19 protein-coding genes, 1 other RNA gene and 2 pseudogenes are annotated in these 20,976 nt (G+C 62.3%); 15 read left to right on the top strand and 7 right to left on the bottom strand.

Features of this window, described 5'->3' with window-relative positions; genetic code table 11:
- Together BKY26_RS04780 and BKY26_RS04775 are read left to right on the top strand one after the other, a co-directional pair.
- Nucleotides 1-220, top strand: a pseudogene (locus BKY26_RS04780) (hypothetical protein); the annotation flags it as partial.
- 9 nt (nt 221-229) lie between these two features.
- Nucleotides 230-547 (top strand): hypothetical protein, encoded by a 318-nt coding sequence (locus BKY26_RS04775; protein ID WP_071689261.1) that lies wholly within the window; start codon nt 230-232, stop codon nt 545-547.
- A gap of 6 nt (nt 548-553) precedes the next feature.
- Here the strand turns inward: BKY26_RS04775 and rsgA are convergent, their stop codons facing one another.
- Both rsgA and ffs read right to left on the bottom strand, forming a co-directional pair.
- Complete coding sequence (gene rsgA, locus BKY26_RS04770; RefSeq protein WP_071689260.1) at nt 554-1,594, bottom strand: ribosome small subunit-dependent GTPase A; 1,041 nt, start codon at nt 1,592-1,594, stop codon at nt 554-556.
- A 156-nt stretch (nt 1,595-1,750) separates the two neighbouring features.
- Nucleotides 1,751-1,849: signal recognition particle sRNA small type (ffs, locus tag BKY26_RS04765), an RNA gene on the bottom strand.
- Between the two features lie 105 nt (nt 1,850-1,954).
- On the opposite strand from ffs, the pseudogene ypfJ reads away from it, so the two are divergent.
- A pseudogene (ypfJ, locus tag BKY26_RS04760) lies at nt 1,955-2,798 on the top strand (KPN_02809 family neutral zinc metallopeptidase).
- Nucleotides 2,799-2,803: 5 nt separating this feature from the next.
- Here the strand turns inward: ypfJ and BKY26_RS04755 are convergent.
- Entirely contained in the window at nt 2,804-4,642 is a 1,839-nt protein-coding gene (locus tag BKY26_RS04755) for a bifunctional 2',3'-cyclic-nucleotide 2'-phosphodiesterase/3'-nucleotidase (protein WP_071689259.1), read from the bottom strand.
- A 171-nt stretch (nt 4,643-4,813) separates the two neighbouring features.
- On the opposite strand from BKY26_RS04755, the gene nudC reads away from it, so the two are divergent.
- A complete protein-coding gene (gene nudC / locus BKY26_RS04750) occupies nt 4,814-5,785 on the top strand; it encodes an NAD(+) diphosphatase (RefSeq protein WP_071689258.1) in 972 nt (323 codons plus the stop codon).
- A gap of 46 nt (nt 5,786-5,831) precedes the next feature.
- On the top strand, nt 5,832-6,308 hold the full coding sequence (locus BKY26_RS04745) for a hypothetical protein (RefSeq protein WP_071689257.1): 477 nt from the start codon (nt 5,832-5,834) through the stop codon (nt 6,306-6,308).
- A gap of 3 nt (nt 6,309-6,311) precedes the next feature.
- On the opposite strand, the gene BKY26_RS04740 is transcribed toward BKY26_RS04745, so the two are convergent.
- The gene (locus tag BKY26_RS04740) at nt 6,312-7,142 is read right to left on the bottom strand and encodes a prephenate dehydratase (protein ID WP_071689256.1); all 831 of its coding nucleotides are present in this window, start codon (nt 7,140-7,142) and stop codon (nt 6,312-6,314) included.
- A gap of 108 nt (nt 7,143-7,250) precedes the next feature.
- On the opposite strand from BKY26_RS04740, the gene BKY26_RS04735 reads away from it, so the two are divergent.
- The 5 genes from BKY26_RS04735 (at nt 7,251) to BKY26_RS04715 (ending at nt 13,691) form a co-directional block, all read left to right on the top strand.
- Nucleotides 7,251-7,778 carry a c-type cytochrome gene (locus BKY26_RS04735; RefSeq protein WP_071689255.1) on the top strand — a complete coding sequence of 176 codons (528 nt, stop codon included), beginning with the start codon at nt 7,251-7,253 and terminating at the stop codon, nt 7,776-7,778.
- A 157-nt stretch (nt 7,779-7,935) separates the two neighbouring features.
- Complete coding sequence (locus BKY26_RS04730) at nt 7,936-9,816, top strand: extracellular solute-binding protein (protein ID WP_071689254.1); 1,881 nt, start codon at nt 7,936-7,938, stop codon at nt 9,814-9,816.
- A 6-nt stretch (nt 9,817-9,822) separates the two neighbouring features.
- On the top strand, nt 9,823-10,977 hold the full coding sequence (locus BKY26_RS04725) for a microcin C ABC transporter permease YejB (protein WP_071689253.1): 1,155 nt from the start codon (nt 9,823-9,825) through the stop codon (nt 10,975-10,977).
- Nucleotides 10,978-10,980: 3 nt separating this feature from the next.
- Nucleotides 10,981-12,102: an ABC transporter permease gene (locus tag BKY26_RS04720; protein ID WP_071689252.1), complete on the top strand. Its 1,122-nt coding sequence runs from the start codon at nt 10,981-10,983 to the stop codon at nt 12,100-12,102.
- Nucleotides 12,099-13,691: an ABC transporter ATP-binding protein gene (locus BKY26_RS04715; RefSeq protein WP_071689251.1), complete on the top strand. Its 1,593-nt coding sequence runs from the start codon at nt 12,099-12,101 to the stop codon at nt 13,689-13,691. The genes BKY26_RS04720 and BKY26_RS04715 overlap by 4 nt, the downstream gene beginning before the upstream one ends.
- Before the next feature lie 15 nt (nt 13,692-13,706).
- Here the strand turns inward: BKY26_RS04715 and hemN are convergent, their stop codons facing one another.
- Nucleotides 13,707-15,062, bottom strand: coding sequence for an oxygen-independent coproporphyrinogen III oxidase (hemN, locus tag BKY26_RS04710; RefSeq protein WP_071689250.1), 1,356 nt, complete (start codon nt 15,060-15,062; stop codon nt 13,707-13,709).
- 85 nt (nt 15,063-15,147) lie between these two features.
- On the opposite strand from hemN, the gene fnrL reads away from it, so the two are divergent.
- Nucleotides 15,148-15,894, top strand: coding sequence for a transcriptional regulator FnrL (gene fnrL, locus BKY26_RS04705; RefSeq protein WP_071689262.1), 747 nt, complete (start codon nt 15,148-15,150; stop codon nt 15,892-15,894).
- Nucleotides 15,895-15,909: 15 nt separating this feature from the next.
- Here the strand turns inward: fnrL and BKY26_RS20175 are convergent, their stop codons facing one another.
- Both BKY26_RS20175 and BKY26_RS04700 read right to left on the bottom strand, forming a co-directional pair.
- Complete coding sequence (locus BKY26_RS20175; protein WP_158514300.1) at nt 15,910-16,050, bottom strand: hypothetical protein; 141 nt, start codon at nt 16,048-16,050, stop codon at nt 15,910-15,912.
- A 178-nt stretch (nt 16,051-16,228) separates the two neighbouring features.
- A complete protein-coding gene (locus BKY26_RS04700; RefSeq protein ID WP_071689249.1) occupies nt 16,229-17,068 on the bottom strand; it encodes a universal stress protein in 840 nt (279 codons plus the stop codon).
- A 198-nt stretch (nt 17,069-17,266) separates the two neighbouring features.
- Here BKY26_RS04700 and ccoN point away from each other — a divergent pair, with 198 nt between their 5' ends.
- Genes ccoN through ccoP form a run of 4 tightly spaced genes read left to right on the top strand, consistent with a single transcriptional unit; the run spans nt 17,267 to nt 20,739 of the window.
- Nucleotides 17,267-18,871: a cytochrome-c oxidase, cbb3-type subunit I gene (gene ccoN / locus BKY26_RS04695; RefSeq protein ID WP_071689248.1), complete on the top strand. Its 1,605-nt coding sequence runs from the start codon at nt 17,267-17,269 to the stop codon at nt 18,869-18,871.
- Between the two features lie 13 nt (nt 18,872-18,884).
- Nucleotides 18,885-19,607 carry a cytochrome-c oxidase, cbb3-type subunit II gene (gene ccoO, locus BKY26_RS04690; RefSeq protein ID WP_071689247.1) on the top strand — a complete coding sequence of 241 codons (723 nt, stop codon included), beginning with the start codon at nt 18,885-18,887 and terminating at the stop codon, nt 19,605-19,607.
- A 14-nt stretch (nt 19,608-19,621) separates the two neighbouring features.
- Nucleotides 19,622-19,840 (top strand): cbb3-type cytochrome c oxidase subunit 3, encoded by a 219-nt coding sequence (locus tag BKY26_RS04685; RefSeq protein ID WP_071689246.1) that lies wholly within the window; start codon nt 19,622-19,624, stop codon nt 19,838-19,840.
- Nucleotides 19,837-20,739, top strand: a complete 903-nt coding sequence (ccoP, locus tag BKY26_RS04680) for a cytochrome-c oxidase, cbb3-type subunit III (protein WP_071689245.1) — start codon at nt 19,837-19,839, stop codon at nt 20,737-20,739. The genes BKY26_RS04685 and ccoP overlap by 4 nt, the downstream gene beginning before the upstream one ends.
- Nucleotides 20,740-20,976: the final 237 nt, after the last annotated feature.

Genomic DNA, 20,976 nt, shown 5'->3' with positions numbered 1-20,976 from the left:
CAGCGGCGGGGAGCTATTATTCTTGGGGGATGGTGGGGCCTTCCTGATCGGACCGCCAGAGGAGAGATGGGATCTTGCCATGCTCGTCCGTCAGCATTCGGTCGATCGGTTCCTTGCCTTCGCTCAGGATGAGGCGATCATGGCAGGGATCGGCCACCGGACAGCCGCCATAAAGGACGCGCGCTTGCTGCCGCTGGTGGAAACGGGGTTGGCGGGGTAGGCTGTCGCCATGACGGAAGCGCGACGACATACCGGCCTGAAAATCCTGCTGCTGCTTTGGCTTGCGGTCATGGCGGGATCGTTCCTGGCCTTTCAGCTGACAGCCGAAACAGGCGACGGGTTCACGCGCGGACTGAACCGGGTGATGGCGTTTGTCGGCTGGCAATTCGCCGGGCTGATCATCGCGCTGATCTGCCTGTTTCTGCGGGCACGGGTAGAATGGGGCCGGCCCCTGCGCTGGATCGCACTGGTGCCGGCCCTTGTGGCGGGGACGCAGGTCTTGGCCTTCGTGGCCATGTATCTTGCGGCCTCTGCCGGTATGCTCTGACCCAGGTCAGCGCCGGTAGCGGTCTTTCTCTTTCATGACCGACCGGACAAGCTTGCCAAAGCTTTTGTCCCGCGCCCGTGCCTCGGCCAGTGTTTCGGAATTGCGGGCATCCTCGGCCTGCAACTTGCGCCAGCGGCGCAGGCGGTCGGGGTCGACTTCTCCGGCTTCGATGGCGGCGCGGATGGCGCAGCCCGGTTCGGTCTCATGCGCGCAATCGGAGAAGCGGCAGGTCTGCGCCAGATCATCCAGATCGGCAAAGACTGCGTCCACGCCGTCCCGCGCATCGGACAGGCGCAGGGCGCGCATACCGGGTGTGTCGATCAACCAGCCGCCAGCGTGAGTCCGATGCAGACCTCGCGCGGTGGTGGTGTGGCGGCCTTTGGCGTCGTCCTCCCGAATGCCTGCGGTGGCGACGAGATCGCCGGTCAGCGCATTGGACAGGGTGGATTTTCCAACGCCGGACGACCCGACAAGGGCCAGTGTCTGCCCGCCTTTGCACCACGGCGCCAGAAGCGCGGCATCTTCCGGGTCCGTGGCGTTCAGCGCCAGGGCCGTCACAAGCGGGGACAGCCGCTCGGCCCGCCGGACATAGCTGCGCGGGTCGTCCGTTTGATCGGCCTTAGTCAGGATCACCAGCGGCAGGCACCCGGCACTGGCGGCAAGCGCCAGATACCTTTCCAGCCGGGCCTCGTTGAAATCGTCATTGCAGGAAGTGACGATGCCGAGCGTATCGACATTGGCGGCAATCAGCTGCCTTTCCGCCCCGGTGCCCGCCGCACGGCGGGTCAGTTCCGTCAGCGGATCGAGGCGGCGGGTCACCTTCTGGCCGGTCGGGTCTGTCAGGACCCAATCGCCAACAGCGAACGCGCCGGTGGTCATGTCAGAGGGCGGCACCAGAAGATGCTCCCCCTCAGGGAATAGCCCCGTCAACCGGTCGCGCGCAACCGAGGACAGGCGGCAGGCATGGGCGGAGTGCGCAGGATCATCGGCGATCTGCGCGGCGAAATGGGCCGACCATCCGAGGTCGGCAAGAGTCAGGTGTTTCAATGGTCTGGTTCCCGGAACACACGTAAGACAAGCCCCAAGGGGCGGTTCGCTTTACGGCCGGGCGGACGGTGCCTAGGTCAGATCGTCTGACGGATCAGGCAGCGCGGGCCCGGAGGGATGTGACAATATCCATAAATCCTCCGGCGGCTGGTGTGGTGGTGAGAGGCTGGACATCGACCCAAGCGGGGCTCGTTGTGGCTGCTACCTTCCGGTCCTGACCAGGTTGGCGAGGCGCTTGCCCGCGCCAACCTCTCGACTCGGGATGTAGGCGATCTGAGACCGTTTCGCAAGGGCAGGGCTTCCCCGATTGCGCACCATGGCGCTAGACTGTCACACGGTATTTGAGACAGGAGATTTCCCATGCGCCTTCGAGGAGTGACTCGCAGCCGCAACGTGATCGACAGGCGCGGCCGGGGGGGGGGGCCGGGCCGCGGGCGGCATCGGTGGCGTGGGGCTGTTGGTGGTGCTGGCCATCGGCTATTTCACCGGCGTGGATGTGACGGGGCTTCTGGATCAGGCGGCCCCGTCGCAGCAATCGTCAGACCCGCGTGAATTGACCGAAGCCGAACAGCAGGCGGGCGATTTCGTTGCGCGGGTGCTGACCACGACGGAAACCGTCTGGACCGATGTCTTCCCCGACCAGCTTGGCAGCAGCTACAGCCCGCCGCAACTGGTGCTGTTCAGTGAGGTCACGCAAAGCGGCTGCGGCGGGGCGTCGGGATCATCGGGGCCGTTCTACTGCCCGGCTGATCAGCGCGCCTATCTGGACACCGCATTCTTCGGCTTCATGTCGCAGCGGCTTGGGGCCGGGGGCGATTTTGCCGCCGCCTATGTGATTGCCCATGAGGTCGCCCATCACGTTCAGAACGAGCTTGGCATTCTGGGGCAGGTCCACCAGCTGCGTGCCACGATGAGCGAGCGCGAGTCGAATGCCCTTCAGGTGCGGGTGGAGCTTCAGGCCGATTGCCTGTCCGGGGTCTGGGCCTATCACGTCTCGGACCTGCTGGAGACAGGCGATCTGGAGGAGGCATTGAACGCCGCAGAGCGGATCGGGGATGACTATCTACAGGCCCGAGCCGGTCGGCAGCCCAATCCGCATACGTTCACCCATGGCACCTCTGCGCAGCGGATGCGGTGGTTCCAGAACGGTCGTGCCTCTGGCGTGGTCGCGGATTGCGACACGTTCAGCGCCGCGCAGTTATAGGCGCGTCAGAGCGTCATTCCAAAGCGGTAGAACCCGTTCGGGGCAGGCCCGAGAGGGCGCAGGCCCAAAGCTGCCGCGCGGTCGGAATGCGCCACCGCGCCGGGTCCGGTGTCGTAGGTGACGTCCGTCCCGCCCAGGGGCGCGAAACGCCATGTCGGTTTTGCGCGCGGATGGATCGGAGAGGTGTCGCCGATATGGTCAGCCAGCAATTTGCGCACCGCAAGCGGGCTTTGCAGCACAGTCTCGCCCCGCGCCGCTGCCGGATGGTGCCCGCCCCCCGCCGCGCGATAGCTGTTGGTGACGACAAGGAACTCATCCGTGCCTGTCACGTTCCGGCCATTGTAGCGCAGGTCACGGATGCGACCGGGGCCGGGGAAGACCTGCTCCCCATCTGCCGAGAAGCGCGCGGGTTGTGAGACGTCGATGGTATAGCGCAGCCCGAACAGCACGTCGAAATTGTAGCTGGAAAAGCCGGGGTCGAGCAGCGCCTGTCCCTGCGCGCCGAGGGTGATCTGCAGAAAGGCGCTGGCGCTGCGTTCCAGCCAGTCGGTCAGGTCGGCGCCGGTCACGCGCAGCACCTGCAACGTGTTGGGAAAGGCGTAGAGATCGGCTGCGTTCCTGATGGTCAGGGGGCCTTCGGGAATATCCGTGTAGTATTCCGGCCCGCCACGCCCGCCGCCCTTGAACGGGGCCACGGCGGACAAAAGGGGAAGACCGGCCAGCGGGTGCCCCTCCAACGCGCGGCTGGCATGGGTCAGGGTTGCCTCTGCCATGAAAGCGAGCGTCGGGCTGTCCCCGGCCAGCGCGAAATGGGTTTCCAGCGGTGCGCGGGTTTCCCCGATTGGCCGTCTTGTGTGGGCAAGCGTCAGCTCGTGACTGGCTTCCGACAGGGACAGGATGGCAGGGGAGGCCGGAACCGGGCCCTCCTTTGGCAAAACCGGATGAACGCAGGAGGAGGCATCGCGGATCTGCCAGCCGTCGCGGTAGATCAGGTCGAGCGTGATCTGCCCCAGCTGCGATCCGAAAAATCCCGGCTGCACGACGGGCACACCGTGGATCAGCCCCTTGTCCGCGCCATCGGGCCAGACCCGATGCGTGTGACCCGCGACGATGGCATCCACCGCGCCTGAGGCGGCCAGGGGCAGCAGGGCGTTTTCCAGATCGGGCGCATCCTGCTCCGGCCCCTGCCCGGAATGGCATAGCGCGACGACCAGATCGGCGCCAGCTTTGCGCAGGGCCTTTGCCTCTGCCCTTGCGGTCTCGACAATCGGGTGGGTCCTGACCTTTCCGGTCAATAGCGTGCTGTCCCATTTCGTGACCTGCGGCGGTGTCAGACCGATAACGCCAATGCGCAGACCTTCGGTGCCGCCATCGGAGCTGTGCAGAACCCGGTCCAGGATGACAGAGCGGGGCATCAGGGATGTGCCGTCGGCCCGGTCGACATTCGTCAGCACAACTGGGAAATCCGCACCTCTGACGGTCGCCTCCAGAAACGGCAGCCCGAAGTTGAAATCATGGTTGCCCACGGTCGCGGCGTCATAGCCCATGTGGTTCATCGCGGCGATCATCGGGTGTGGGGTGATCAGGTCCCGTTCCTGCGCCACATCCCCCAGAGGGGTGCCCTGAAGTGTATCGCCATTGTCGAAGAGCAGACAGTTCGGTTCTGCCGCCCGCAGCCTCTCGACCAGCGTTGCGATACGGGCCAGGCAGGGGTCATCCGCCTCACCGTCGAGATAGTAGTTATAAGGGCGCAGGTTCGCGTGCAGGTCGGTTGTTGCCAGCACCACGAGCCGCAACTGCCGTCCCTCTGCCGGAATGGCTGGCCGGTCTGCCTCAGTCCGCATGAGATGTCTTTTCTGGTCGTCCTGTCCTCGGACCAATTAGACCAACTGGCCCGGAAATTACCAGCGACGCGCGGATACGGATTTCCGGTTTGCGCCTGTTTCCCGCATCTGCGACATTCCTGCCATAGCAACCTTAAAAAAGGTTAACGGATTCAAACGGGAAGCAGGGCTATGAAGCTTGCGGAGACAGTGACCTTCGGGGGATCGGGCCTCGATCGGGCGGCGCTGATGCGCGCGGATGAGGCCGGGCTTGCTGCGGCGCTGGAGGATGGGCGCGGCAGCGTGCTGCCGATCTGGCGTGGCAAACCGTTGATGGAGGAGCATGCGGGAGGCCAGCGGCTGGTCTGGCTGCCGGGGAAGCACCCGATGCTGGCAGATGCGCCCGCCGAACGGCTGTTCCTGGGAAATGACGACGGGGCCTTGCGCTTTGCCGCCGATGTCTCTCGTTGGCAGCCGGACGATCTGGATGCGGGCCAACTGAATTCCTTTGCGGATCAGAGCCTGCAGGCCCATCCCGCAGCGCCGAATGGTCAGCTCTTCCGGGAACTCCGCCTTGCCATGACCCTGCTGACCCCGCGTGACGCGGAACTGGCGGCCACCGCCAAGGCGATGCTCAACTGGCACCGGTCGCACCGGTTCTGTGCCTGCTGCGGGACCGAAAGCCGGATGACCCAGGCGGGCTGGCAACGGACCTGCCCGGACTGCGGCGCACATCACTTTCCGCGCACTGACCCGGTGGTCATCATGCTGATCACCCATGGCAACGACCTGCTGCTTGGCCGGTCGCCGGGCTGGCCCGAGGGCATGTATTCCCTGCTGGCGGGCTTCATCGAGCCAGGCGAGACGATGGAGGCCGCCGTTCGCCGTGAAGTGGCGGAGGAAACGGCGGTGCAGGTGGGCCGCGTGGGCTACCTTGCCAGCCAGCCCTGGCCCTATCCGTCCTCACTGATGTTCGGATGTTGGGGCGAGGCGTTGAACCGGGACATCACCCTTGACCCGGCAGAGCTGGAAGATGCGATGTGGATCAGCCGGGAAGAGCTGGCCGAGGCCCTTGCGGGCCGCCATCCGAACCTGCTGCCGGCCCGAAAAGGGGCGATTGCGCAGTTTCTTATGGAAAACTGGCTTGCGGACAGGCTGGACTGACGGGCAAACATAGACAGACTGACGATTGTAACGGGGACGGACCAGTATGATTTTCGAGACCAAAGAAGACGTTGATGTCCCCCGCGATTTCGCGTTCAGCCGCTTTGCGGATTTCACCCGCTACGAGGGATCGGCCCGCCAATACGGGGCTGATATCCGCCGGGTGAACGGTTTCACCGAGATCGCAGAGGGCTGTTCCTGGCGCGGATCGGCGGTTGTGCGCGGCAAGGCGCGCGGGGTTGAGGCCGTCATCACCCGGCTGAACCGCCCAGACCATGCCCAGATGAAAACCACCGTTGGGGGTATGACCGTCGATGTCGACCTGTATTTCGAGGAACTGGGGCCAGAGAAAACGCAGGTGCGCGTGACGGCTAACCTGAAAGCCACCACTCTTGCGGCCCGGTTGATCCTTCAGACGGTCAAGCTGGCGCGGCGCCAGATCCAGGGGAAAATCGATTCGCGGATCGTGGCATTGGCCAATCAGTATGAAGACGAATACCGCCGCCAGCAGGGGCGCGGATAGGCCTCAGTCGCGCAGCCGGTCCGCCGGGTAGGTGCCCAGAATGTGCAGATGCGAGGTGAAGTATTTCAGCTCATCCATCGCCAGTTGCACATTGTGGTCGTCCGGGTGGCCCTCGATATCGGCGTAGAACTGCGTCGCGGTGAAGCTGCCGCCGACCATGTAGCTTTCCAGCTTGGTCATGTTCACGCCGTTGGTGGCAAAGCCGCCCATGGCCTTGTAGAGCGCTGCCGGAATGTTGCGCACCTGGAACACGAAGGTCGTCATCATGTGATCCGCCCGCCGGGTCATGTCGGGCTGCTGCGACATGATCAGGAAGCGTGTGGTGTTCTGATCGTGATCCTCGATATGCCGCGCCAGAACGTCGAGCCCATAGATCTCGCCCGCCAGTTCCGAGGCCAAGGCCGCATGGGCCGGATTGCCCTTTTCCGCGATATCGCGGGCCGCGCGGGCATTGTCGGGGCTGACGCGCCCCTTGATCTGATGCTTGCGCAGGAAGCCCGCGCATTGCGGCAACAGCACCAGATGGCTCCAGGCATCGGTGATATCGGCAATGGAACTGCCGGGAACGCCGAGCAGGTTGATATGCACCCGCACGAAGGCCTCGTCGATGATATGCAGCCCGCTATCGGGCAACAGGCGGTGGATATCGGCGACCCGACCATAGGTGGAGTTTTCCACCGGCAGCATCGCCTCGACCGCCTCGCCGCTGCGCACGGCCTCGATCACGTCCTCGAACGTGGCGCAGGGCAGGGCCTCCAGATGCGGACGTGCCTGGTGGCAGGCCTGATGCGAATAGGCTCCGGGTTCTCCCTGAAAGGCGATACGAGCGGTCATTTCACTGACTTTCTTCAACAAGGGCGTTCTGTCGCGCTGACTACACCTTGCAAGCCGGGCAGGAAAGCCGGTAGATACCCGCCAACGCGAAATGTGGATGGGATAACCATGTTTGACACGATGACCCTCACCAAGGCCGTTGGCGGCGTCTGCGCAGCCTGGCTTGTTCTGCTTCTTGGCGGTTGGGCTGCTGACGGCCTTTACAGCGTCGGTGGCGGACACGATGCTCATGGCGAACATCTCGCCGGATATGTGATCGACACCGGTGACGGCGATCACTCGGAAGAGGAAGAGGTGGAGGCGGTGCCCTTCTCCGAATACCTCGCTGCCGCTGACCCCGCCGATGGCGAAGGCGCGTTCCGGGCCTGCCGTAGCTGCCATTCGGTCGAACCCGGCCAGAACGGAACCGGCCCGTCGCTTTACGGCGTGGTTAACAGCGATATCGCATCGGTCGAAGGATTTGGCTATTCCGGCACCCTCGAAGGGCTGGAAGGCAACTGGACGCCGGAAGCGCTTAGCAGTTTCCTTGAAAACCCGCGCGGATATGCGCCCGGCACCGCCATGTCCTATTCGGGTATGCGCGACGTGGAAGATCGCGCGGCGATGGTGGCCTACTTGGACTCGCTTGACGACTGATTCGTGACAGATGCGCAGGATTTGGCCGCCTTCGGGGCGGCCTTTTTCATTTCAGGGTCACGAAATTGTAATTCGCCTTGAACGAAGACAGGGCTGGTCCTTAGGGTAGTTGCACCCATAACTATACCAAGCAGGATATTTCGCAGTGGAGCGCAGCATGACCCGAACCCGCCAAGCGACCCGACCCGCCGTTTCCTGGTGGATGGCCTTGCCCCTGCTGGCCGCATCGGTTCTGGCCACCCCCGGTTTTTCGCAGGACGGTGACCTGATCGTCACACACGGTGTCTCGACCTTCGGCGATCTGCGCTATGGACCCGATTTCGAACATCTGGACTACGTGAACCCCGATGCGCCCCAAGGCGGTGAGTTTTCCTTCGCGTGGTCAGGATCGTTCGATTCGCTGCACCCCTATACCCGGCAGGGGCGCCCGGCGCTTCTGGCCTCGATCTTCTTCGAGTCGATGCTGGAGGGCACGTCGGACGAGATCGGCAGTTCCTACTGCCTTCTTTGCGAAAGCATTGCCTACCCCGAGGACCGGTCCTACGTGATTTTCACCCTGCGTGAGGAAGCGCGCTTTTCCGACGGCACACCAGTTACCGCCGATGACGTGGTGTTCAGCTATGAGATCCTGCGCGATGAGGGGCTGCCGTCCTTCCGCGCCTCGATCGGGCTGACCATTGCCGGGGCGGAAGTTCTGGATGATCGGCGCGTTCGTTTCGATTTCAACCCCGAGGCCCCTCTGCGCGGCCGCATCGACAATGCCGGCGGCCTGCCGGTTTTCAGCCGCGCCAGCCATGAAGCATCCGGGCTGGATTTCGATGAAAGCCGGTTGGAGCCGCTGATCGGATCGGGCCCTTACGTCGTTGGTCGTATCGAGGTGGGCGAGCGGACCGTCTTCCGCCGCAATCCCGATTACTGGGGCAATGATCTGCCGATCAACCAGGGCCGCCACAACTACGATGCGATCCGAATAGAGTATTACGGCGACGCCATTGCTGCATTCGAAGGCTTCACGGCGGGCCAATATACCTTCCGTCAGGAAAGCAGTTCCGCCCAATGGGCCACGGCTTATGACTTCCCCAAGCTGGAACAGGGGCTGGTCGTGCGTGAAGAAATCCCGGACGGAACCATTTCCTCCGGCCAGAGCTTCGTGATGAATTTGCGCCGCCCGCAGTTTCAGGACGTGCGCGTGCGCGAGGCCATTTCGCTGATGTTCAACTTCGAATGGACGAACCAGACCCTGTTCTACGGTCTTTACACGCCGAACGTGTCGTTCTGGGAAAACACCGATCTGTCTGCGACCGGCATGCCCTCTGACGCGGAGCTTGCCTTGCTGGAACCGCTGGCCGACATGCTGCGCCCCGAGGTGTTGAGCGAGCCGGTCTATACAATTGAGCCCGCGAACCCGGACCGGTCCTTCGACCGTCGCCGCGCCCGGCAGGCCCTGCGCCTGCTGGAAGAGGCCGGGTGGACGCCCGGCGATGACGGCATGCTGCGCAACGACGCTGGCGAAACACTGGAAATCGAGTTCCTCAATGCCAGCCCGCTCTTTGACCGGATCATCAACCCTTACGTGGAAAACCTTCAGGCCATCGGTATTGATGCGCGCCTGAACCGGGTCGACAATGCCCAGTTCAGCCAGCGGGAACGGGACTATGATTTCGACATCATCACCGACCATTTCCCGATGAGCTATGAGCCCGGATCGGGCCTGCGCCAGTATTTCGGGTCTGCCACGGCGAATGATTCCGTCTTCAACCCTGCAGGCGTCGCCGATCCGGCCGTGGATGCGCTGGTCGAGGCCGTTGTCGATGCGGAAACGCAAGAAGAGCTGAATGTCGCGGTCAGCGCGCTGGACCGCGTCCTTCGGTGGGAACGGTTCCGCGTTCCGCAGTGGTACAACCCCAACCACTGGGTGTCCTATTACGACATGTACCGTTACCCCGAGAACCTGCCGCCCTATTCGCTCGGCTTCCTCGATTTCTGGTGGATCGACCCGGATGCCGAGGCCGCCCTGCGCGACGCAGGAGCGTTCTAAGCCAACATGGGCGCCTATATTCTCAGACGGCTGTTGCTGATGATTCCGACGCTGATCGGGATCATGGTGATCAACTTTGCCCTGGTTCAATTCGTGCCCGGTGGCCCGATTGACCAGATCATGGCCGAGTTGGAGGGCGAAGGAGACGTCTTTGCCGGTATCTCTGGCGGCGGGGCAGAGGCCGGTGGCGCAGAGCTTGGAGGCGAGGACAATTACCTTGGCGCCCGCGGGCTGCCGCCCGATTTCATCGCCGAGCTGGAGGTGGAGTTCCACTTCGCCCGGATCGTCTGTGAAGACGGCTATGCCGGTGAACCCGACATCGAGGCCGAAGAATGCACGACCGAGGATATCCCGGCACTGGAACGCTTCTTCCTGATGATGTGGGATTATCTGCGCTTCGATTTCGGAGAAAGCTATTTCCGCTCGATCTCGGTCGTTGATCTGGTGCTGGAAAAGATGCCGGTGTCGATCACGCTTGGCCTGTGGTCCACGGTCATCGCCTATATCGTCTCGATCCCGCTTGGTATCCGCAAGGCGGTGAAGGATGGCAGCCGGTTCGACACGGTGACCAGCGGTGTCATTATCGTGGCCTATGCGATCCCCGGCTTCCTGTTCGCCATCCTTCTGCTGGTGCTCTTTGCAGGCGGATCTTACTGGCAATGGTTCCCGCTCAGGGGCCTCACCTCCGACAACTGGGAGGAGTTGAGCCTGATCGGCAGGGTGCTGGATTATTTCTGGCACATCACGCTGCCGGTGCTGGCCTCGACCATCTCGGCCTTTGCGACGCTGACGCTGCTGACAAAGAACAGCTTCCTCGATGAGATCAAGAAGCAATATGTGATGACCGCCAAGGCCAAAGGGCTGAGCGAGGGCAGGGTGCTTTATGGCCATGTCTTCCGAAACGCCATGCTGATCGTGATCGCGGGCTTTCCGGCGGTGTTCGTATCGGTGTTCTTCGGCGGGTCGCTGATCATCGAGACGATCTTTTCGCTCGACGGGTTGGGGCGGCTCGGGTTTGAGGCAGCGGTCAGCCGGGATTACCCGGTGATCTTCGGCACGCTCTTCGTCTTCGGGCTGATCGGGCTGGTCGTGGGGCTCTTCTCCGACCTCATGTATATCTGGATCGACCCCCGGATCGACTTTGAATCGAGGGAGACCTGAGCCATGCGTCTTCCCCGCCTGTCCCCCCTCAATCGCCGTCGCTGGCGCAATTTCAAGGCCAACCGCAGGGCACTTTGGTCGCTGTGGATCTTCGGCATCCTGTTTGTCCTGTCGCTCTTTGCAGAGCTTCTGGCCAATGATCGTCCGCTTCTGGTCAGCTATCGCGGCGACCTTTACACGCCGATCTTCACTTTCTACCCCGAGACGGAGTTCGGCGGGGATTTCCGAACCGAGGCCGTCTATCGGGATATCGAGGTGCAATGCCTGATCATATCAGGCGGAGCGGACGCCTGTTGGGACGATCCAGAAGCGATCATCGCGGCCGCACAGGATGGATCTCTGGAGGATGAATTTTCGGACTTCCATCGCGGCTGGCTGATCTGGCCGCCGGTGCCCTATAGTTACAACACGGTCAACGATATCGGTGGCGCGGCCCCGTCCGCGCCTGATGCGGACCACTGGCTTGGCACCGATGACACCGCGCGCGACGTGCTTGCCCGCGTGATCTACGGCTTCCGGCTGAGCGTGGCCTTTGCCCTGATCGTGACCTTCCTGACCTCGGTCATCGGCATCGCGGCGGGGGCGGTTCAGGGCTATTTCGGAGGGCTGGTGGACCTCTTGTTCCAACGGGTGATCGAGCTGTGGGGGGCGACCCCGAGCCTTTACATCATCATCATCGTGGCCGCGATCTTCCGAATGGATTTCTGGCTGCTGGTGTTCCTCATGACGCTCTTTGGTTGGACGGCGCTTGTGGGCGTGGTCCGGGCCGAATTCCTTAGGGCGCGGAACTTCGAATATGTGCGTGCCGCACGGGCGCTTGGCGTGTCCAATCAGGTGATCATGTTCCGCCACGTTTTGCCCAATGCGATGGTGGCGACGCTGACCATGCTGCCCTTTATCGTGACGGGCACCATCGGATCGCTGGCCGCGCTTGATTTCCTGGGCTTCGGCCTGCCGTCCTCGGCCCCGTCGCTTGGCGAATTGACGCTGCAAGCCAAGAACAACCTTCAGGCCCCATGGCTCGGCTTCACGGCCTTCACGGCCTTCGCCTTCATGCTGTCGCTGCTTGTCTTCATCTTCGAAGGCGTGCGCGATGCGTTCGATCCCAGAAAGACCTTCCAATGACGTTGCTTCAGGTCAGGAACCTGTCGGTGAGCTTCACCCAGGACGGTGCCACGACGGACGCCGTGAAGAATGTCAGCTTCGAGGTTGGCAAAGGGGAAACCGTGGCTTTGGTGGGCGAGTCCGGGTCGGGCAAGTCTGTCACGGCGCTGTCGACCGTGTCGCTGTTGCCGGAAAGCGCAGACGTATCCGGGTCGGTCCGGTACGAAGGCACCGAGATGATCGGTGCGCCGGAGGCCGATCTGCGCCGGGTGCGGGGTAACGATATCAGCTTCATCTTTCAGGAGCCGATGACCTCGCTCAATCCGCTGCACACGATCGAGAAGCAGTTGGGGGAAAGCCTCGCCCTGCACCAGAACCTGACGGGAGCAGCGGCCGAAGCGCGTATTCTGGAATTGTTGCGCAAGGTCGGGATCCGCGACCCCGAAACGCGCCTGCGCGCCTATCCGCACCAATTGTCGGGCGGGCAGAGGCAGCGGGTGATGATCGCCATGGCCCTAGCCAACGGGCCAGATCTGCTGGTGGCGGACGAACCCACAACGGCGCTCGACGTGACCATTCAGGCGCAGATCCTCGAATTGCTGGCCGATCTGAAACGGTCCGAACGCATGAGCCTGCTGTTCATCACCCATGATCTTGGCATCGTGCGGCGCATCGCCGACAAGGTTTGCGTCATGAAGGGCGGCGAGATCGTGGAGGCGGGTCCGACCGAAGACATCTTCGCCAACCCGCAGCATCCCTATACCCGCTCTCTGCTGGCGGCAGAACCTTCGGGCGAACCCGACCCGGTGCCGGACCATGCAGAGGAGATTGTCAGCACGGAAAACCTGCGCGTCTGGTTCCCGATTCAGCGCGGGTTGCTGCGCAAGACGGTCGGGCATGTGAAGGCGGTGAATGATGCCACGATTTCCGTGCGTCAGGGTGAGACGCTCGGTGTGGTTGGTGAATCCGGGTCCGGCAAGACCACACTGGCCCTGGCGATTCTGCGGCTGCTGTCCTCCGAGGGACGGATTTCCTTTGTGGGTAATGAGATCGCCGGATGGAACTCCACCCGTATCCGACCGCTGCGAAAGGATATGCAGGTGGTGTTTCAGGACCCCTACGGGTCGCTGTCGCCACGAATGACCATTGAACAGATCGTGGCCGAAGGGCTGAGCGTTCATGAGGTTGCGGGCAATCACAATAGTTATGAGCTTGTGGCCGATATCCTGACAGAAGTTGGGCTGGACCCCGACATGATGCACCGCTACCCGCACGAGTTTTCTGGCGGCCAGCGTCAGCGCATCGCCATCGCGCGGGCGATGATCCTGAACCCGAAACTGGTTGTGCTGGACGAGCCGACCAGCGCGCTGGACATGACCGTGCAGGTGCAGATCGTCGACTTGCTGCGGCGGCTGCAAAAGCGGCACAACCTGGCCTACCTGTTCATCAGTCATGACCTGAAGGTGGTGCGCGCCCTGAGCCACAAGGTGATCGTCATGAAGCAGGGCGATATCGTCGAGGCGGGCACCAATGCCGAGATCTTCCGTAACCCCCGAACGGCCTACACGCGGGAACTGATGGCAGCAGCATTCGGGCAGACCCGCGTCTGAGATGGGTCGCCCGGTTCAGATGGCCGAGCTATGGCCCTCTTCGCGCATCTCGTATTCATCGAAGGCACGCGCGATCAGCCGGGTCAGCGCACGGCCTTCCTGCCGGACGTGAAAGCCTTTGGCATCCCATGTCACCATGGCGGGAAAAGCCTGCTCTGCCGTGCGGTACAGAGCCTCCAGCTGCTGATCTCCGATCCCGAAATCGCGGCGGATTTCAGCAGTGTCGATATGAAAATCGCACATCAGTGCCTCGATCAGCCTTGCGCGCAGGCGGTCTTCGCCCTTGAAACAATGGCCCCGGCCGGTTGCGAGTTCCCCGGCGCGCACGGCTTTCTGATAGTCGGCGGTGCCCGAGGCGTTCTGCGCGAAGCCCTGCGGGAACCTTGAAATCGCCGATGCGCCAAGGCCGATCAGAACGTCACAGGTGTCGTCGGTATAGCCCTGGAAATTGCGCCTCAGATGCCCGGTGCGCGCGGCCACGGCCAGCCCGTCATCGGGTTTGGCGAAATGGTCGATGCCGATGTCCTGATAGCCGTCCCATTTGAACAGGCGGCGGGCGGTTTCGAACAGTTCCAGCCGTTCTTCGGGGCGGGGCAGCGAATCCGTCGGGATCATCGCCTGCCGCCGCGCCATCCACGGCACATGCGCATAGCCGTACAGCGCGACCCGGTCGGGCGAGAGCGACAGAAGCATCTGGACAGAATCCGAAATCCGCTTCTGGTTCTGTTCCGGCAAGCCAAACAGGATATCGGCATTCAGCGAGGTGATGCCACGCGCGCGCAGCTGTTCCACAGCATCGCGGGTGACCTCGTAGCTTTGGATGCGGCCGATGATCTTCTGAATGCCGGGGTCGAAATCCTGCACCCCGATCGAGGCGCGGTTCAGCCCGGCACCGGCCAGCGCGTCCAGCCGCGCGGCGTCGATCTCGTTCGGGTCGATCTCGACGGAAAACTCCATGCTGTCGGAATAGGGGAATGCCTGCGCCAGTTCCGCAGCCAGATCGGTGATCATCGCATCTGACAGCAGCGTCGGGGTGCCCCCGCCCCAATGCAGGCGCGCGACCTCGACCCCTTCGGGCAGCATTGCGCCGATCTTGCGGATTTCCTGCTTCAACGTCTCCAGATAGGCGCGGACAGGTTCGTCGCTGCGGACACCCTGGGTGCGGCAGGCACAGAACCAGCACAGCCTGCGACAGAAGGGCACGTGCAGATACAATGAAACCCGCGTTCCGGCGGGGATTGTATTGATCCAGTCCGCGTACACGCCTGAATCCACGTCGTTCGAGAACTTCGTGGCAGGCGGATAGCTCGTGTAACGCGGGACTTTTGCCTCGAAGAGTCCGAGGCGACGAAGTTGCGCAAGATTTTCCATTGCGATAGCTTTAGGGGGCGCAGGACAGACTGTATTTGATCGAGATCAAATGTCGAAATTTCGAGCCGAGCTCAAGGAAACGCATATGCCCAATCGATCGCTGGCCCTTTCGGAAATGGCGTGTGCGGATTGCCCGATCCGGCACCGCGCCGTTTGTGCCCGTTGCGAAAGCGATGAGCTCGAAAAACTTGACGCAATCAAGTATTACAGGCGTTTCGAGGCCGGGCAGACCATAGCCTGGGCCGGAGACAAGATGGATTTCGTGGCCTCTGTGGTCGAGGGCGTTGCCTCGCTCACTCAGACCATGGAAGACGGTCGCCGCCAGATGGTTGGCCTGCTTTTGCCAAGCGATTTCCTGGGTCGTCCGAACCGCGAATCAGTGTCCTACGATGTGACCGCTGCGACTGATGTCATGTTGTGCTGTTTCCGTCGCGTCCCGTTTCAGGGTTTGATCGAAGAAACTCCGCATCTCAGCCAGCGGCTTCTGGAAATGACGCTCGATGAATTGGACGCGGCGCGGGAATGGATGCTGCTATTGGGGCGCAAGACCGCAAGGGAAAAGATTGCGAGCTTCCTGTCGATTATCGCGCGGCGCGATGCGAGTTTGAAGAACGCGAAAAATGCTACGGAACTGGCGTTCGATTTGCCGCTGACCCGTGAGGCAATGGCCGACTATCTTGGCCTGACGCTGGAAACCGTGAGCCGCCAGATGTCTGCGCTGAAGCGCGACGGCGTGATCGAGTTGAAGGGCAAGCGCCATATCATCGTGCCGGATGTCGAGGCGCTGATGGATGAAACCGGCGATGACGCGGATGGCGGCGTCTATATCTGACCGGATCCTGAAATCTCAGATGCTGGCGAAATCGGTGAAGATCTGACCGGGTGCTCGGGGCTTGTCGGCGGCAACGCGGACGCGGCGGTCGGAGGTGCGGGCGATGTCGGCAGTGGCGGGGCGCGGGCGGGGCTGGTGATGGGCGGTGCAGAACATGGGTTCGGGTCCTATGGGTTTGTGTTCGGGCTATACGACTCACTATAGTGTAAATTACACACTTACACAACAGGCAATTCATCTTTCCTCAATTTTCATTTGAGTTCAGCTTGTTGCCCAAAGGAAAAGGGGCACCCTGCGGATGCCCCTCCCACCGATGCAGCTGGATCGACGCAGCCTAGTGAGCCATCAGCACCGGAACTTCGGCCTGTTCCAGAAGATTGCGGGTTGCCCCACCCAGAATGGCCTCGCGGAAGCGGGAATGCCCGTAGGCTCCCATAACCAGAAGTTCCGCATTCTGGTCCGACACGTGGCGCAGGATCATGTCAGACACGCGCGGCAGGGTCTTGGCGACAATCGAAACCTCGACCTTCACCCCATGGCGGTTCAGCATCTCGGACAGCTCGCTGCCGGGGTCGGCACTGTCGGTACTATGGGTCTGCGGGTCGATGATCAGGATGTTGACCTCACCCGCCGCAACCAACAGTGGCAGGGCCCGGCGCACCGCCGACATCGCCTCGGCGCTTTCGTTCCAGGCAATGACGACCTTGGAGGGCGTGGTGCCGGGCGCTGCGTCGCCGGGCAGGACCATCACAGGCGCTTGCCCCTGGAACATGGCGGATTCGACGATCACCGGCGCATCCATCGTGCGGTTCGGCCCATATGGTTTGGGAAGCATCACCAGATCGGCAAAGCGCGCGCGCCGTGCCACAAGCCCCGCGACCGTGGCGGTCTGGGCAACCACGGCATCGACACCCCAGCTGACCTCGGTGCGGCCAAGCCGTTCGCGCACGGCCGCTTCGATGTCCTTGGCCTCGCTTTGTGCCTGCATCAGGGTCTCTTCATGCATCAAGGCGGTGGCCCCGGCAAAATAATACCCGGTCTGGGTCCGGTCGATGCCAAGGCAAAGCACGTTCAGATGCGCCCCTTCGGCCCGAACGAAGGGCAGGGCGGCTTCCAGCACCGGCCCCACATCGGCAAGATCGGTGATGACGGTGAAAACGGTTTTATAGGCCATGATTGGTCCTCCGTGGCTGCTGATTAATCATTATCGTGCACGTCACGGGCACACATTGACCTGCATCAACAGGAACCTTCGTCAAACTTGACATGGATCAAGGCCCCAATGCTGCAGCTGCGCGATTTGGGGAGCAGATGGAACAGTCCCGGATGGCTCGAGTCGAGTCGGTACCGGGGCACGACGAAGGGACGATCGATGCTTGATTACGTAAAGCTACTGATCCTTGGCCTGGTTGCGGTGCTGGCCGCGATCGCGGCCAGTTATGCCCGGGACATGATCTATATGATCCATATGATCCTGGTCATGGTGACAGCAGCAGGGCTTTTCCTGTGGCAGCTGCGCCGCACAGATGAACCGGTTCCGGCTGCGGTACTGGAAGCGGAATACATGGATGGCCCGGTTCGGGTCGGTGTTGCGCTGACCGCCTTCTGGGGCGTTGTGGGCTTCCTTGTGGGGGTCTTCATCGCGTTTCAGCTGGCCTTCCCCGAGCTCAACTTCGAATGGGCGCAAGGGTATCTCAACTTCGGTCGCTTGCGCCCGCTGCATACGTCAGCAGTGATTTTCGCATTCGGTGGCACCGGCCTTCTGGCCTCGTCCTTCTACGTCGTGCAGCGGACCTCTGCCGCGCGCCTGTGGGGCGGTGGTCTGGCCTGGTTCGTGCTCTGGGGTTACCAGTTCTTCATCCTGCTGGCCGCAACGGCCTATGTGCTGGGTGGGACACAGGGCCGCGAATATGCGGAGCCCGAGTGGTATATCGACCTGTGGCTGACCATTGTCTGGGTGGCATACCTGCTGCTCTTCCTCGGTACGCTGCTGAAGCGGAAGGAACCCCACATCTACGTGGCCAACTGGTTCTACCTCAGCTTCATCGTCACCGTTGCCATGCTGCACGTGGTCAACAACCTGGCTGTGCCGGTGTCGATCTTCGGCTCGCGATCCGTCTCGCTGATGTCAGGCGTGCAGGATGCCATGACCCAGTGGTGGTACGGCCACAACGCCGTGGGCTTCTTCCTGACCGCAGGCTTCCTGGGCATGATGTACTACTTCATTCCGAAGCAGGCTGAGCGTCCGGTTTACTCCTACAAGCTGTCGATCATCCACTTCTGGGCCCTGATCTTCCTGTATATCTGGGCGGGTCCGCACCACCTGCACTACACCGCGCTGCCGGACTGGGCCTCGACCCTCGGCATGGTGTTCTCGGTCGTGCTGTGGATGCCCTCCTGGGGTGGCATGATCAACGGTCTGATGACGCTCTCGGGCGCATGGGACAAGCTGCGGACCGACCCGATCCTGCGGATGATGGTGACCTCGGTGGCCTTCTACGGCATGTCGACCTTCGAAGGCCCGATGATGTCGATCCGCGCGGTGAACTCGCTGTCGCACTACACTGACTGGACCATCGGCCACGTGCATTCCGGTGCGCTCGGCTGGAACGGGATGATCACCTTCGGGATGCTCTATTACCTCGTTCCCAAGCTCTGGGGCAAAGAGCGCCTCTACAGCCTGCGGATGGTCAGCTGGCACTACTGGCTCGCCACCATCGGCATCGTGCTCTACGCGGCATCCATGTGGGTGACCGGTATCATGGAAGGCCTGATGTGGCGTGAGGTCGATGCGCAAGGGTTCCTCGTGAACAGCTTCGCCGACACCGTGGCTGCCAAGTTCCCGATGTATGTGGTCCGTGGCCTGGGTGGGACGATGTTCCTCGGCGGTGCGCTGATCATGTCCTACAACCTCTGGATGACCGTGCGGAAAGGGGCTGCCAAGGCAGACACCACCGTTGCGGCACCCGCAGAATAAGGAGGGAACCAAGATGGCTTTTCTCGACGGACACAAGAAGATCGAGACCAACGCGACCCTCCTGCTGGTGCTGAGCCTTGGGGTGGTCACCGTCGGCGGGATCGTGGAAATCGCCCCCTTGTTCTACCTGGACAACACGATCGAGGAAGTGGAGGGCATGCGCCCCTACTCCCCGCTCGAACTGACCGGGCGCGAGATCTACATTCGCGAAGGGTGCTATGTCTGCCACAGCCAGATGATCCGCCCGATGCGGGACGAGGTGGAACGGTATGGACATTACAGCCTCGCGGCAGAGTCCATGTATGACCACCCGTTCCAGTGGGGATCGAAGCGGACGGGGCCCGACCTTGCCCGCGTCGGTGGCCGCTACTCGGACGAATGGCATGTGGATCACTTCACCGATCCGCAGTCGGTGGTGCCGGAATCGGTGATGCCGTCCTACGGCTACCTCGCCGAGACCGAGATCGAGCCCGGCTATATCGCCGATCTCATGGCGACGCACCGGATCGTGGGTGTGCCCTATACCGACGACATGATCGAACAGGCGGCCTACGACTTTGTCGAACAGGCCACCGATTTCGGTGATGACGCGGTGGCGGAACGCTATCCCGGGGCGCAGGTGCGCGACTTTGACGGAAATCCGGCTGTGACCGAGATGGATGCTCTGATCGCCTACATGCAGATGTTGGGCACGCTGGTCGACTTCTCGACCTTCACGCCCGACGAAAGCCGGTAATGGGGGCCTGACAGATGGAAGATACCTACACCATCATGCGGGTCTTCGCGGGAAGCTGGGGACTGGTTTTCATGTTCCTCGTCTTCGTCGTTGTGATCCTGTTCACCTTGCGGCCAGGTAGCCGCAGGGTCCATCAGGACACCGCGAACATCCCCTTCCGCCACGACGACAAGCCGGCCCGGGCGCCTTTGCCCGGCGCCCAGGACGCCCATCTTACGGAGGCGCGGCAATGACCGAAGAAAAACATCCCGAAGAACAGATCCTGCAAGAGGGTGATCCGAATACCACCGGTCACATCTGGGATGGGATCAAGGAGTTCGACAACCCGATGCCGCGTTGGTGGCTGTGGACTTTCTATGCCACGATCGCCTGGGGCGTGGTCTATACCGTGCTCTATCCGGCCTGGCCCTTGGTCAGTTCCGCGACATCCGGTGTTCTGGGGTATTCGACCCGGGGCGAAGTGGCTGCCGATATTGCAACCTTCGAAGAGATGAACGCCCCGATCCGCGCGCAGATCGAAGAGGTGGAGCTTGCGGCAATCACCGCCGACGAGAACCCCGACCTCTACAACTACGCAATCCAGGGCGGCGGCGCGATCTTCCGCACCTGGTGCGCGCAGTGCCACGGGTCTGGCGCGGCTGGTGCGGTCGGCTATCCCAACCTGCTGGACGATGACTGGTTGTGGGGCGGCTCGGTCGACGAGATCCACTATACCATCAGCCACGGCATCCGGAACGAGGACGACTTCGATGCCCGCTACTCCGAGATGACCGCCTTCGACGAGATCCTGTCGGACGAGGAAATCACGAGCGTGGTACAGTATGTCCGCAACCTGTCGAACCAGGAACATGACGCGACGCTTGCCGCCGCAGGCGAAGAGGTGTTCCTCAACAACTGTGCATCCTGCCACATGGATGACGGTACCGGTGACCGGTTCCTCGGCGCCCCCAACCTGACCGATGCCATCTGGCTCTATGGCGGGGATGAGGCATCGCTGGAGCATACCGTTCGTTTCTCGCGGTTCGGCGTCATGCCGCCGTGGTCGGCGGAAGCCAGCGCCGCCGGTCGTCTCAGCGAAGCCGAGATACGTTCGGTGTCCGTCTACGTCCACTCTCTGGGCGGCGGGGAGTAATCCCCGACACAAGATCCGAAGACCCCTCCCGGTCTTCGGTGCACGGTGCCGGCCTTGGTCCTGTTCGCGCGTTTCCTACAGGGCCGGCACCAAAACAGACAAGAGATCCCAAAGGCCCCTCCCGGCCGGCGGGACTGGTGTCGGCCCTGGTCCTGTTCGCGCGTTTCCTGCAGGGCCGACACCACAAAAGACAAGAGATCCGGAGGCCCCTCCCGGCCGATGGAAAAGGTGTCGGTT

The sequence above is a fragment of the Nioella sediminis genome (assembly GCF_001879695.1).
Lineage (GTDB): Bacteria > Pseudomonadota > Alphaproteobacteria > Rhodobacterales > Rhodobacteraceae > Nioella > Nioella sediminis.
Note: the sequence above shows the minus strand (reverse complement) of the source record. Positions and strands in the feature narration are given on the sequence as shown.